Source organism: Pedobacter sp. N36a (assembly GCF_014472395.1).
GTDB lineage: Bacteria > Bacteroidota > Bacteroidia > Sphingobacteriales > Sphingobacteriaceae > Pedobacter.
In genome coordinates, this window is the sequence record NZ_JACSZW010000006.1 from 264112 (window position 1) to 276550 (window position 12439).

10 protein-coding genes and 1 tRNA gene are annotated in these 12439 nt (G+C 39.8%); 6 read left to right on the top strand and 5 right to left on the bottom strand.

Annotated elements, in window-relative coordinates; all coding sequences use genetic code 11:
- Positions 1-93 precede the first annotated feature (93 nt).
- Complete coding sequence (locus H9X96_RS14055; RefSeq protein ID WP_187666902.1) at positions 94-1593, bottom strand: acyl-CoA dehydrogenase; 1500 nt, start codon at positions 1591-1593, stop codon at positions 94-96.
- Between the two features lie 549 nt (positions 1594-2142).
- On the opposite strand from H9X96_RS14055, the gene H9X96_RS14060 reads away from it, so the two are divergent.
- Both H9X96_RS14060 and H9X96_RS14065 read left to right on the top strand, forming a co-directional pair.
- Positions 2143-2745, top strand: a complete 603-nt coding sequence (locus tag H9X96_RS14060; RefSeq protein ID WP_187666903.1) for a GNAT family N-acetyltransferase — start codon at positions 2143-2145, stop codon at positions 2743-2745.
- A gap of 134 nt (positions 2746-2879) precedes the next feature.
- Positions 2880-3185, top strand: coding sequence for a hypothetical protein (locus H9X96_RS14065; RefSeq protein ID WP_187666904.1), 306 nt, complete (start codon positions 2880-2882; stop codon positions 3183-3185).
- Between the two features lie 162 nt (positions 3186-3347).
- On the opposite strand, the gene H9X96_RS14070 is transcribed toward H9X96_RS14065, so the two are convergent.
- Positions 3348-3421, bottom strand: a tRNA-Arg gene (locus H9X96_RS14070).
- Between the two features lie 159 nt (positions 3422-3580).
- Here H9X96_RS14070 and H9X96_RS14075 point away from each other — a divergent pair.
- A complete protein-coding gene (locus tag H9X96_RS14075) occupies positions 3581-3829 on the top strand; it encodes a hypothetical protein (RefSeq protein ID WP_187666905.1) in 249 nt (82 codons plus the stop codon).
- On the opposite strand, the gene H9X96_RS14080 is transcribed toward H9X96_RS14075, so the two are convergent.
- Both H9X96_RS14080 and H9X96_RS14085 read right to left on the bottom strand, forming a co-directional pair.
- Entirely contained in the window at positions 3826-5196 is a 1371-nt protein-coding gene (locus H9X96_RS14080) for an exonuclease domain-containing protein (RefSeq protein ID WP_187666906.1), read from the bottom strand. The genes H9X96_RS14075 and H9X96_RS14080 overlap by 4 nt on opposite strands.
- Before the next feature lie 100 nt (positions 5197-5296).
- Entirely contained in the window at positions 5297-5701 is a 405-nt protein-coding gene (locus H9X96_RS14085) for an OsmC family protein (protein ID WP_187666907.1), read from the bottom strand.
- Between the two features lie 174 nt (positions 5702-5875).
- On the opposite strand from H9X96_RS14085, the gene H9X96_RS14090 reads away from it, so the two are divergent.
- The 3 genes from H9X96_RS14090 to H9X96_RS14100 all read left to right on the top strand — a co-directional run bounded on the left by H9X96_RS14090 (position 5876) and on the right by H9X96_RS14100 (position 10919).
- Positions 5876-6121 (top strand): hypothetical protein, encoded by a 246-nt coding sequence (locus H9X96_RS14090; RefSeq protein WP_187666908.1) that lies wholly within the window; start codon positions 5876-5878, stop codon positions 6119-6121.
- A gap of 123 nt (positions 6122-6244) precedes the next feature.
- The gene (locus H9X96_RS14095) at positions 6245-9469 is read left to right on the top strand and encodes a SusC/RagA family TonB-linked outer membrane protein (protein ID WP_187666909.1); all 3225 of its coding nucleotides are present in this window, start codon (positions 6245-6247) and stop codon (positions 9467-9469) included.
- Positions 9470-9479: 10 nt separating this feature from the next.
- Complete coding sequence (locus H9X96_RS14100; RefSeq protein WP_187666910.1) at positions 9480-10919, top strand: SusD/RagB family nutrient-binding outer membrane lipoprotein; 1440 nt, start codon at positions 9480-9482, stop codon at positions 10917-10919.
- Positions 10920-11096: 177 nt separating this feature from the next.
- Here the strand turns inward: H9X96_RS14100 and H9X96_RS14105 are convergent, their stop codons facing one another.
- A complete protein-coding gene (locus H9X96_RS14105; RefSeq protein ID WP_187666911.1) occupies positions 11097-12368 on the bottom strand; it encodes a nucleoside recognition domain-containing protein in 1272 nt (423 codons plus the stop codon).
- Positions 12369-12439: the final 71 nt, after the last annotated feature.

Consider the following 12439-nt stretch of genomic DNA (forward strand, 5'->3'; position numbering starts at 1 on the left):
GAAATAACCGAAATTTTTTGATAAAACCATTAAAAACAAAAAAGACATTCATCAAAAGATGAATGCCTTTTTTATACCTGAGGATTGATTTACCTAAGCGAAATCTAACCAAGAGCTGCCGTTCGAATAATCATCGATTGCAGTTACATTATTTTCGTATTGAAGCGAAGCAATTAATGCGGAAACTTCCTGTTTAACCATCGTTATGCAGTTTTGAACCAGGTCTTTTCTATATCCTTTTTCTTCCAATTTCAGTACATATCCTACACAGATTACTCTGGCTAATATTTTACCAAGGTCAACCATTTTACGCTGAGAAAGATTTTCCGATAGTTGGAAAGACAATTCCTTTTTAAAATAGGCAACTGGTTGAGCAGTGATTTTAAATTCAGCAAGGAAATCAAAAAGGTTGGATTGTTTTTGTTTCTTCATGGAACGGGTAATCATATCTGCAGTTTGATTGTACAGCATTTCATTTGATCCTTCAAAAATCTGGAAAGGTCTGCTATCCATGATACCACGACCACCAATATGGCTGGTTCTGTAGCCTTTTGCACCTGAAAGCTGAACTAATAACTGTGCAGATTCCTGCATTAAATCGGTTACAACGGCTTTCATTGTGTTGGCTTCCAGACCTTCCATTGCGAGATTGTGCTCAATACCACTGATCTCACTACTGTGCGCACACATCGCAGAACAGATCGTATAAGCGGATTGAATTCTGGAAAGTTGGAATTGAACATTGTCGATCGCCATTAGATTACCAGTGCCCACGATCCGGGTACGACAGTGTTGCATAGCTTCGTCTAACATTCTCTTGATGAATCCCATACCCATTCCAGGAAATTGCATTCTGCTTCTATGAAGAATATCCAGCATCATTTTGATACCAGTAGTTTCCGGTTTTAATCTGAAATTCTGAGGAACTACCAGGTCCAGTTGATTTAATCCGTAAGGGATCATGTATAAACCTGGATTATCGTAAATCTCTTCTACTACAATTTGCTGTTTCGGTTTAGTAATATCACAAAGGAAGAAGTCAATATCTCTGCCTAAATCACCATTTTCATTTGCATTTCTTGCAGCGATGATCCAGTAATCGGCCATGCCGGTAAGACCTTGCCAATGTTTAGTTCCTTTGATCTGGTAGCCTTCTGGAACAACTTTACTGGTTGTTTTCATGTTTAGGGCATCACTGCCGTAATCAGGCTCAGTGATCATCAGACCACCCATATTTCCTTTTTCCAAGAAGTTATCGAAGATGCCTTTTTTAACGGATTCATCTGCGTATTTTGAAACGGGCTCCAGGAAAAGTGCGATATTAATTCCAAAAGTTAAGGATAGGGGGAGTGATTCATAAGAAGCCGCGGCTAAAACGCCAAGGCATTCTTTAACGATACTTCCACGTCCACCATATTCGGTAGGAATTGCTACGGAAAGCGGTTTTTGGTCCATAATTCCTTTAAGGATTTCTGGAGGTAAGCCTCTTTCCAGGCTCAGTTGATCAATGTCGGCCTGCACATGAAATAAGTGTTTCAATGTTTGCTCGAAGTCTCTGATGTAATCAGAAAACTTGATGTCGGTTAATGTCATATATAGAATACAAATATTTTAAAAAGATCGTTAAGCAAATAAGTGAATATTTATCTAGAATCTTTATAAATAATAAACAATTTTTGCTGAACATCGAATTCAAAATAATGACAATCCCGCGAACTATAAAATGATCGTGGTCACATCAGCTTGATTTATCATGGATGCGAAGGTCCCTATTCCCTCTTACACAGCTGTTTAATCTAATCTTAGCAGGAATAAAAACGAAATTTCGTTCCATTGTGCTCAGGATAGTACCGAAATATACGGTTTATGCGTATTTAATAGGTTAAAAATAAAAAAAAATACCAGAACTGGCGCATGGATTAGAGGAGATTGGCTATTGTGGATGAAAAATATTTAGGTATAATTTAAGTTTTTTATCTATTATGAGTAACAAATGGATTTAAAAGACTAAGGTGTTAATTGGAGGTTATTCGTTAATTTATGATTTTTTTCTTTTGAAAAACTAACTAATCCGGATGTTCTGTAATGTTTAAATAAGCACATATTTGAGTTTTCCGTAGCTTTATCGAACAATTATTGACTATGCTATATATTTTTGATCCTGAAACAGATTATATCCTGGAAGATGAGCATGCTTTGCTGCGTCCATTACAGCTATCCGATACTGAACATTTGAATACTTTCGCTATTAATGAGCCTGATTTGTGGATCTATTCTTTGCAGAATGCCGGTTCTGAAAATGCCATAAAGCAGTATATTGAAAAAGCGTTGATGGCTAGGGAACAGGGGAAGGGCTATCCATATATTGTTTTTGATAAGGTCAAAAAGCAGTACGCCGGGACTACCCGTTTGTATGATATTGATCTTTCCAGCAAGTGTTTGTCGCTGGGGTATACCTGGTATGGTAAGGAATTTCAGGGCACAGGCTTGAACAAACATTGTAAATATCTATTATTTGAATTTGTGTTTGAGGAAATGGGCTTTGAGCGGATCGAGTTTCGTTTAGATAGCTTGAATGCCCGAAGCATGAGCGCTATAAAAGGGCTGGGTTGTACTTTGGAGGGAGTATTGCGAAGTAACAGCTATCGCCCCGATGGTAGTAGAAGGGATTCAGCAGTGCTGAGTATCCTAAAAGCGGAGTGGTTTGATGGGAAAAGAGAGCTGCTGAAAAATAAACTGATCTAATCCTTTAGGAGCAGATTTTTTTGTCAGCATAACGTAAGATGAGAACACATCCGGTTAAGCATTGTCATTTAGGGGCCTACCTATCGAATAGAATATGTAAATTGGCCATCATAGATCATACTTATCCATAAGTAATGCAAAAAACAGAACAGAGCGAACTGCATTTAGAAGCCGATCCAAATAAGTTGGATTCCAAGATTAAAAGTTTTGAATACAATGGCAACCATTATCTTTATGTCTGTCATATTGATAAGTATTCAGATAAAGTAGGTGGTCACCCTGATGATCGTCCTGATCAGGTTAAATTGCTGGTGAAAAGCTTTTATGGCAAGTACCTGAATATGGATGTGCCTTTGAAAGAACTGAATACTCCAGTGTTTAACGATCAATTGATCGCGTCTATAAATCAAAATCTGATCTCGACGGAACCCAGTTACTGAAAGATGCAGCATAGGGTAGCCCGTACAATTACATCTTCATGAAAAGGGAATAAGGGTGTGCTTGAATTTCAGAGTTTAGCTGGGATTCGCAGACAAATCCTTTTTAAACAAAAAAAGACGACGTCTGGAGCAACGTCGCCTTTAATTAAGAAATAAATCTTGTACACCCAATAGGATTCGAACCTATGACCTACGGTTTAGAAAACCGTTGCTCTATCCAGCTGAGCTATGGATGCATTTACCTTGTTGGTGCGACAAATGTAGGAGTAAAAATGAACAACTACAAATCTATTTTGAATTTTTACCCTCTCTAAAGCGCATTTGCCTGCTTTTAAGCACGATACAATTGATGAAAATTGTAAATTAGTAAAACGTGAATAAAAAGAATAGGAGGCATGGTTTCGGTTGATATGAACATGAAACGTTTGTTTTTTCCGCTAATCTGCTGCACCGTAGGTTTTTATACTGAGGTCTTGGGGCAAGGTGTCCATAAAGACTACGATGAAAAGCTGGCTAAAGAACTGCATGCTGATGACTGTGGAATGAAGACTTATGTGGATGTTGAGCTTTATAGCTGGTACGGTTCGGCGGCCTTAAAAGAAACCTTGAAAATCCATAGTAAGATAGAAAAACAAAGCCATTAGATTGGAATTCGCTTCTGTGGATAGAGTTCAGTATGGTTCAGAATCAAGTGCATGATGTAATCATTGGAAGGAAATGGCTGCAAAGCTGATTTTAACATTCCAGGTTCATTTACATCGGTATAGGGAGAAATATAGCCCATGCCGTATAATTTCCCCTGTTCCACAAGAATGCAGCTTTGTTCGTCTTCAGTTCTTCCAGTATCTATAATTGCAAAGCTGGGCAGCATAGTTTTCAATTGTGCTATCGCGTATTTTACCCGCACATTATAGGCAGGCGCAGATTCTTTACCCAGGCAGGCGCCACTACAATTTCCGGCTTCATGACCTGTACAGGCCAGTCTTTTACTTTGGATATAGCAAAGCTTTTCACATAGAAAATGATCTTTAATGAGGATTTTCAGTACATGATGTCCTTCCAGAATGGTGTTGAAGCTATACAAAACCGGCATGTTCTTCTTGAAAGTATCCAGTCCTAATCTGAGGTATCCTTTTTGATCCTCAAAGGCGTATAGTGCATATTTCTGTTCGTAGCGCTTCATGGCACGGTTGTTTTCAGGCCATAGTCTTTTGATCTCCGTTGCCTCCAGGATAAAGGCCATCAATTCTGTGCCGCAAACCTCAAAATCGACGGAATATATGTCTTTAAGGAAGTTCTGACGTTGTTTTCCAGGGCTATTGCCTGTAAAATGGGAACACACTCTTTTCTTCAGGCTTTTAGCTTTTCCGATATAAATAACTTTTCCTTTTTGATCTTTAAAATAATAAACCCCAGGGCATAACGGAAGCCGATCTATCTGATATTTAGGGAGGTTAGGAGGGAGTGCCTGTTCTTTTGACCCGATTTTTAAGGAGGCTGGAATGATCCCTTCTGAGTCATTGGCCAGCAAAAGACTTAATAATTCTAAAGTGGCTGCGGCATCTCCGCCAGCCCTATGGCGGTTATTCAGGGAAATTTTTAAGGCAGCACACAACTTTCCAAGACTATAAGAGGCGTGTCCAGGGATAATTTTCCGACTCAACCTTACTGTACATAATTTCTTACACTGCAGGTCATAACCGGCAGTAGAGAGGTTATGCTTGATAAAAGAAAAGTCAAAATTCACATTGTGAGCCACAAATATTTTATCCTGCAGCAGGTTGTAAATCTGCTCGGCTACTTCATGAAACATGGGAGAGTTTTCAACCATATCATTACTGATGCCTGTTAAGGCTTCAATATGAGCCGGAATATATTGTCCAGGATTGATCAGTGTTTCATATGAATCTACCACTGAAACGCCGTCATGCACCAGGATTGAAATTTCAGTAATTCCATTTCCGGAAGCATGACCGCCTGTGGTCTCTATATCTACAACAGCGTACAGCATAGTTTCTTTAAAAGAGTTATTTTAATCCGTAAATATGCTAATAATTTTAGTATATTATTAGATAATTCAAATAAATGACTCGATGAGAAGAAATTATCTTTTAAAAGCTGGTTTCAATTTTAATCGGATTACTAAGAATCTTATGAATCGGACATTTATCTGCTATTTGCATCAGCCTGTCGTGTTCCTGAGAAGATAAAGTTCCAGTGAAGGTTATTTTTCTACTGATCGTGGTTCCCTTACTCATTTCTTCTTCATTGCAAATCGCCAATTCTACTTTAATGGTTTCTAAACTCATCTTTTTACGATCTGCATACATCCGAATCGTAATGGCAGTACAACTGCCTAAACTCGCCAATAATAAAGCACCAGGTGCCATACCTTCATTTGTTCCTCCTACCTCTTCCGGCTCATCCGCATAGATGAAATGTCCATCGGAATATACTTTTGTTTTGTAATGTGACCGGTCTAGTTCTGTAATTGCAGTAATTTTGTTTGCTGACATATGGGATAAATAATGTATAAATATAGGATATATGTATATGCAACAATTCAATGTTTAAAACGTTTGTTGTATGGTCATAACTACGGAATAGTTTTACATTATCATATCAATTCCTTAAGATTAGCTAAACATTTCAAACTTAGATTTGTTATAAGACACCTAACCACTATAAATATGCTAAGCAATTATCTCAACTTTCAGTTTGATATTCAGGGCAAGTCTGTGAATGGTTTTTGCATGCAGATTCAAGACGATTTTCATGAAACGTATGCGGTTGTACTAGATGGGTATCATTCCTTTTGCGTGTGGTTAGATTCTTCCAGCACCTGGAGATCTTCCAGACATACCAGCGTTGAACCAAGAGTTCTGGAACAAATCATTAACCGTTTAACCATCAGTAAGCTAGTTAAATTTCCGTAAATATTTTTTCTTTTCCTCTATTCTTAATAGGTCGGCATCAATATGATAATGCATTATCAAAATATTGAGTTTTTTGTCGTTTTTTTTAGTATTTTCCTGTATCAAACCTAAAATACTAACCTCATGAACAAAAGATTTACCCTCATTTGTTCCTGTTTCCTTTTATTCGCTTTCAGTGGTTTTGCCCAGCAAATTGTTCGGGGAAAGATCAGCGATGCCAGTAATGGAACAGGAATTCCAGGAGCAAGCATCCTTGTTAAAGGCAGCAGCACAGGAACCTCCTCACAGCCGGATGGCAGTTACAGTCTGAATTTACCGGCCAATGCAACCACACTAGTTGTAAAATACCTGGGTTATCTCACACAGGAAGTCCCTATTAATAATCGAACTACTATTGATGTAGCCCTGGCACAGGATGCACAGTCGCTGGGAGAAGTAGTGGTGACCGCCCTGGGTATTAAGCGGAATGAAAAATCTATCGGCTATGCGACACAAACTCTAAAGGGCGATCAATTAACCCTGACTAAAGAACAAAATGTGCTGGGTTCTCTTGCTGGAAAAATCGCCGGTGTACAGGTGGTAGGTTCTTCAGGAGCCAGTATGGGTGGTACTCAGAAAATCAAAATCAGGGGGGTGAATTCTTTGAATGGCGACGGAGCACCGCTGATTGTCGTGGATGGAACACCGATCTCTGATGCCAATTTCAGCACTGCTACTGGAAATGGCGTAGATCTTGGCAACATTTCCCAGGACATCAATCCCGAAGATATTGAATCTATCAACGTATTAAAAGGACCTACTGCTTCCGCCTTATATGGTATACGCGGACAAAACGGAGTCATCATGATTACCACTAAAAAAGGGAAGAAAGGGCCGAAGTCTGTCGAAGTGAGGTTCAACTCGGGTCTTTCACTGGAGAAGGTAAGCAATTTTATTCCCTTGCAAAATACCTACGGCGTAGGTAACAATCAAACTTTCCTCACTTTAGGCAATGGCGAGAAATACGTGAATGGCAATGATGAGAGCTGGGGGCCTAGAATGGATGGAACGCCAGTAAGGATGTTTTATAGCTTTTATCCGCAAGATCCTGATTTTGGAAAAGCATCCCCATTTGTCCCACAGCCTGATAACATTAAAGACTTTTATGAGACAGGAATAAACATCAATAATAGTTTGTCTATTAGCGGTGGAAATGAAAATTCTTCTTTCCGATTAAGTTATAACAATGCCTATATCAATGGAACTATCCCAAATACCTGGCTAAAACGCAATAATTTAAGCTTAAGTACAGACTTAAAGTTAACGGATAAATTAACAGTAGGAGTAAATGGAAATTATGCAAATAATAGTGGACAGCGGCCAGTACAGGGTTATCAGGGCTCTTTTACTGGGGGCTCGCAATGGTTTCAGAGAAACATAGATTTAGAAAGGTTGCGCAATTACAGTTATCCTGACGGCACAATCTTGAACTGGAATGTGAATCCAAATACCGCTACGGGAATCATCAACAGTGACAATAATAAGCCCAGCGATTGGAACAACCCGTTTTTTGATGCTTATAAAAGCTTAAATAACGACAACCGCGACCGTCTTTTTGGGGATGTGAATTTGAACTATCAGGTATTGCCGGAATTGAAATTAAGCGCTTTCGTTCGTACGGATCGTTACATTCAGAACACTAGCCATAAAGAAGCACTTGGAGGGCGTTTAGACGATGGTTATGCTGTTGGAAAATATCAGGGCATCGATAATAATTACGAATTCCTGGCACAATACAATAAACAATTCGGCGATTTTTCCATCAATGGAAACTTTGGTGCCAACCTCTACACGGAGAAATTTACAAGCACTTTTCAGGCTACCGTAGGTGGATTATCCAGTCCTGATTATTATAATATTGCAGGTTCTATAGACCGCCCAGACAGCAGGTCTTACGAAAGAAGGAAAGAGATTAGAAGTGCTTATGCCATGGCTTCATTAGGGTATAAAGATACTTATTTCCTGGATGTCTCCATTAGGAATGACAACTCATCGGCTTTGCCAAAAAACAATAATTCTTATTGGTACCCATCCGTTTCCGGAAGTTTTGTGTTTAGTCAGCTGACGAATTGGGAAGCGCTTTCCTTTGGTAAATTAAGAGCAAGTTATGCCGTTGCGGGTTCAGACCTGAAACCTTATCAAACTGCTTACACCTATTCTCCAGGTAGTGTCTATAAAAACACCACCACGAACATCAATACGCTGTTTGTACCCGATAAATTAAACAACCCTTTTGCAAAACCTGCCTTTGCCCATTCTTTTGAAATCGGGACAGACCTGAAGTTTCTGAAAAACAGAATAGGGTTTGATTTCAGTTATTACAATCAAAAGAATAAAAATCAGATCATAGATTTATCGGTTTCCGGTGCTAGTGGTTATACTTCAAATGTGGTGAATGCTGGGATGATTCAAAATCATGGGATTGAGTTTTCTTTAACAGGGACACCGGTTCAGTCGAAGTTTTTTAGCTGGGATGCTACCCTGAATTTCAACAGAAATCAGAGTGTGATTAAAGAGCTTTATCAAGATTTAACAGTTTATCAGTTAGATGTAAACACCTATTCGAGCGTGAATATTTACCTGAATGCAACTTTAAATAAAGGTTTTGGAAGTTTAGTCGGACAAGCTTATCAGCGGGATCCGCAGACGGGAAAAATCCTGTTAGGAGCAGATAATATGCCGCTCGTAGAAACCAATCACGATTTTGGCAGTGTATTGCCAAAGGTTACCGGAGGTTTTATGAATACTTTCCGGATTGGGAAATTCGACCTTTCGGCGATGATCGACTTTCAGAGCGGCGGACAGTTCTTTAGCTGGTCAAAAATGCTGGCCGTTAAATCTGGGCAGGCTGCAGAAACAGCTGTTTTAAATGATAAAGGTTCAAATGTACGCGACCCACTGGCCAGTGGAGGAGGGGTAAAACTGAACGGAATTTATGCGCCAGGAACCATGATTTCCGGTCAAAATGTGGGCGGACAAGAATTTAATGGTTACGTAGATGCAAGGACTTATTTCAGAAATAATATCGGAACCAAAATCTATGAGGAATGGCTTTATGATGCCTCTTATATCAAATTAAGAGAAGTTAGTCTGGGCTATAATTTTTCAGGAGATTTACTGAAAAAGACACCTTTTAAATCGGCAAAGTTGGCTGTTGTGGCTAGAAATCCAGCGATGATCTGGCAAAAAGCACCGAAAGGCTTAGATCCTTCTGAGCTGTCTACTGGGAGTGCCTCTATCAGCTGGCTCGAAAAAGGAGAGCTGCAAACGGTACGATCTTATGGCATTAACCTGAACCTCACATTTTAATCTTACAGAAATGAAACATATAAATAAATCCGTATACCTGATCTTTTTGCTTGCCGCACTGACCAGCAGCTGCAACAAATTTGACGATGTCATCAATACCGATCCGAACAATCCGGTAAAGGCAGCGGCCACACAACTGATTGCCAATTCCCAATTGAGTCTGGTAGATATTGGGACTACTTTCGATAAGACGGCCTCTATTTATGGAGAGCATTATCCTCAATACCTTTCCAATACTTCTTTCACAGAAAATAGCCGTTACAATACGATTAATTTTAACTTTTATCCGATTTATGCTGGCCCATTGATGAATTTGGAGAAGGCAATAGAGATTGCAAATAACCCGAATGAAGGCCCTATTGCGAACCAGATTGCTGTCGCCAAGATCCTGAAAGCTTATTTCTTATGGCATGTTACTGATCGGTGGGGGGCGATTCCTTTTCAGCAAGCCTTAAAAGGTTCAGCTAATTTTACGCCTGCTTATGATTCGCAGCAAGTGGTGTACGATGGACTTTTCAAACTTCTGGATGAGGCGAACGCCGCATTTATACCTGGCAATATTAAAAATGATATCATTTATGGTGGTGATGTCATCAGATGGAAAAAACTAGGTAATACGATTCATTTGCTGATGGCTTTAAGGCTGTCAAAAGTAGATCCAACCAAAGGAAAAGCAGAATTTCAGAAGGCATTGGCAAATGGGATTATGGATAAAAACGAGGACAACCTGACTTATGTTCACCTGGCGGATAAGGTAAATGAAAATTATTGGTATACCTCTTTTACTCGTTTGAAAAGAAACTGGTTTGCGGTGAGTAAGCCAATTGTGGATTATATGCTGCCTTTAAACGATCCAAGATTACCGGTTTTTGCAGACAAGAATACAGCAGGGAATTATGTAGGTCTGGATTATGGATTGCCGGGTGCTGTTACTGTTGTGATCAATAACTTTTCTTTATTAGGCAGCGCTCTGCGCCAGCAGAATTCTCCGGTTTATCTCGTGACCTATGCACAGGCTTTATTTGCGAAAGCTGAAGCGGCAAAAATAGATTGGATTCCTGGAAGTGATGTCGTAGCAAAGACCAATTATGACTTGGCTATTCAAGCTTCTGTTTTGCAGTGGAACAACAATAATTCCACAGGATTGTCTGCGTTTATGGCGCAAGTACCAGTGGCTTATCATCCTGCGACCGCCTTACGTCAGATTGGAGAACAGCGATGGGTGCATCTTTTTCTTCATGGCTATGAAGGATGGGCAGAATGGAGAAGAACAGGATTTCCCTTATTGACTCCGGCGCCAAACAACAACAATGCGCCAATTCCGAGGAGGGAAGGGTATCCTACACAGGAAATCACCAATAATGGGACGAATTACAGTGCTGCTGTGGCTTCATTTCCGTATGGCGGTTCGGATAATTTGAATTCCAGGGTATGGTGGGATAAGCCTTAATGCTATTTAGTTACCATCTTAACGCAAAAATATCATCACAGCGATTGTGATAAAATATTCCAGACAGATGTACTGATGAATTAAGCAAGCCCCATAATTATTTTGCAAGCCCCATAAAGTGTCTAACTTTTTGGGGGCTTACTTTTTATATGAACAAGAAGATCATAAGAAAAAAAATTATCCGAAAAACATATAACACAAGCCAATCGCAGTACATACGCCTACTAAATCTGCTAGTAGCATCGCACCGATCGCATAACGTGTATTGGTCACGCTAACCGAACCAAAATAAACAGCGATCACGTAAAATGTAGTATCAGAAGAACCTTGTAAAATACTGGATAACCTTCCAGCAAATGAATCTGGTCCATGCGTAGTCATCGTGTCAATCATCATTCCTCTGGCACCACTTCCGCTAAGTGGTCTGATCAATGCGGTAGGAATACCATCGATAAAGCGGGAATCCATTCCCAATGCTGTGCAAATGTGTTTTAATCCGTTGATTACCATATCGAATGTACCGCTGGTACGCAATAAACTGATGGCAACCAACATCCCCACTAGATAAGGAATTATCCGGATGGCGGTATCAAAACCTCCTTTAGCCCCTTCTACAAACGAGTCATAGACGTTGATGTTTTTATATAAACCACCCAATACGATCAACAGAAAGATCAATAATAATAAACCATTACTTAGGATCCCTGAAAATTCCTGTAAGCCAGCTGTCGTTAAGCTGGTTAGGTAAAGTACCAATAAGCCGATGATGGCGGAAAGTCCCAATACCCAGGCCATGATAACCGGTTGAAAAACATTAATCTTTTGCTTGAAAGAAACGATAAACATGGCGGCCATGGTCGCTACAAAAGTAGCAATCATGCAAGGGATAAATATATCTGTTGGATTGGCAGAATTTAAAGAGGCACGCACGGCGATGATACTAACAGGGATTAAGGTTAATCCGGAAGCATGTAAACAAAGAAACATGATCTGTGCGTTGGAAGCGGTGTCTTTATTGGGATTGAGCTCCTGCAGACTTTCCATTGTTTTCAGTCCGAAAGGAGTGGCTGCATTGTCTAAACCTAATAAGTTTGCCGAGAAATTCATCACCATGTGACCTGTGGCCGGGTGACCTTTCGGTACATCCGGGAAAAGCTTGGAGAAGAAAGGGCTAATGATTCTGGACAGTAGACGGATGCCGCCGGCTTTTTCTGCGATGCTCATGAAACCCATAAATAGGGCCATAATTCCAATGAGCTTTAAGCAGATATTGACTGCAGTCCAGCAGGTTTCGATGATACCATCCACCTTCAATACGTTACCTGCATCACTGGCTTTTCCAATGATCATGAGGTTGAAAATTTCAGTTTCTCCAAGAAAGAAACACTTAAAACTGGCTACTGCAATCGCGATGATAATGAATGCAGACCAGATCCTACTTAAGGCCATTAAAACAAAATTAGTTGAACGGTTAAATTTATAGTTTTGATTCTAATAATCCCTTGTCGAAACGGATTAAT

Excerpts from the sequence above, each read along its gene's own strand:
- H9X96_RS14065 (WP_187666904.1), top strand. The coding sequence starts at position 2,880 with ATGCAAAAAACAGAACAGAGCGAACTGCATTTAGAAGCCGATCCAAAT.
- H9X96_RS14080 (WP_187666906.1), bottom strand. The coding sequence starts at position 5,196 with ATGCTGTACGCTGTTGTAGATATAGAGACCACAGGCGGTCATGCTTCC.
- H9X96_RS14100 (WP_187666910.1), top strand. The coding sequence starts at position 9,480 with ATGAAACATATAAATAAATCCGTATACCTGATCTTTTTGCTTGCCGCA.
- H9X96_RS14060 (WP_187666903.1), top strand. The coding sequence starts at position 2,143 with ATGCTATATATTTTTGATCCTGAAACAGATTATATCCTGGAAGATGAG.
- H9X96_RS14105 (WP_187666911.1), bottom strand. The coding sequence starts at position 12,368 with ATGGCCTTAAGTAGGATCTGGTCTGCATTCATTATCATCGCGATTGCA.
- H9X96_RS14095 (WP_187666909.1), top strand. The coding sequence starts at position 6,245 with ATGAACAAAAGATTTACCCTCATTTGTTCCTGTTTCCTTTTATTCGCT.
- H9X96_RS14055 (WP_187666902.1), bottom strand. The coding sequence starts at position 1,593 with ATGACATTAACCGACATCAAGTTTTCTGATTACATCAGAGACTTCGAG.
- H9X96_RS14075 (WP_187666905.1), top strand. The coding sequence starts at position 3,581 with ATGGTTTCGGTTGATATGAACATGAAACGTTTGTTTTTTCCGCTAATC.
- H9X96_RS14090 (WP_187666908.1), top strand. The coding sequence starts at position 5,876 with ATGCTAAGCAATTATCTCAACTTTCAGTTTGATATTCAGGGCAAGTCT.
- H9X96_RS14085 (WP_187666907.1), bottom strand. The coding sequence starts at position 5,701 with ATGTCAGCAAACAAAATTACTGCAATTACAGAACTAGACCGGTCACAT.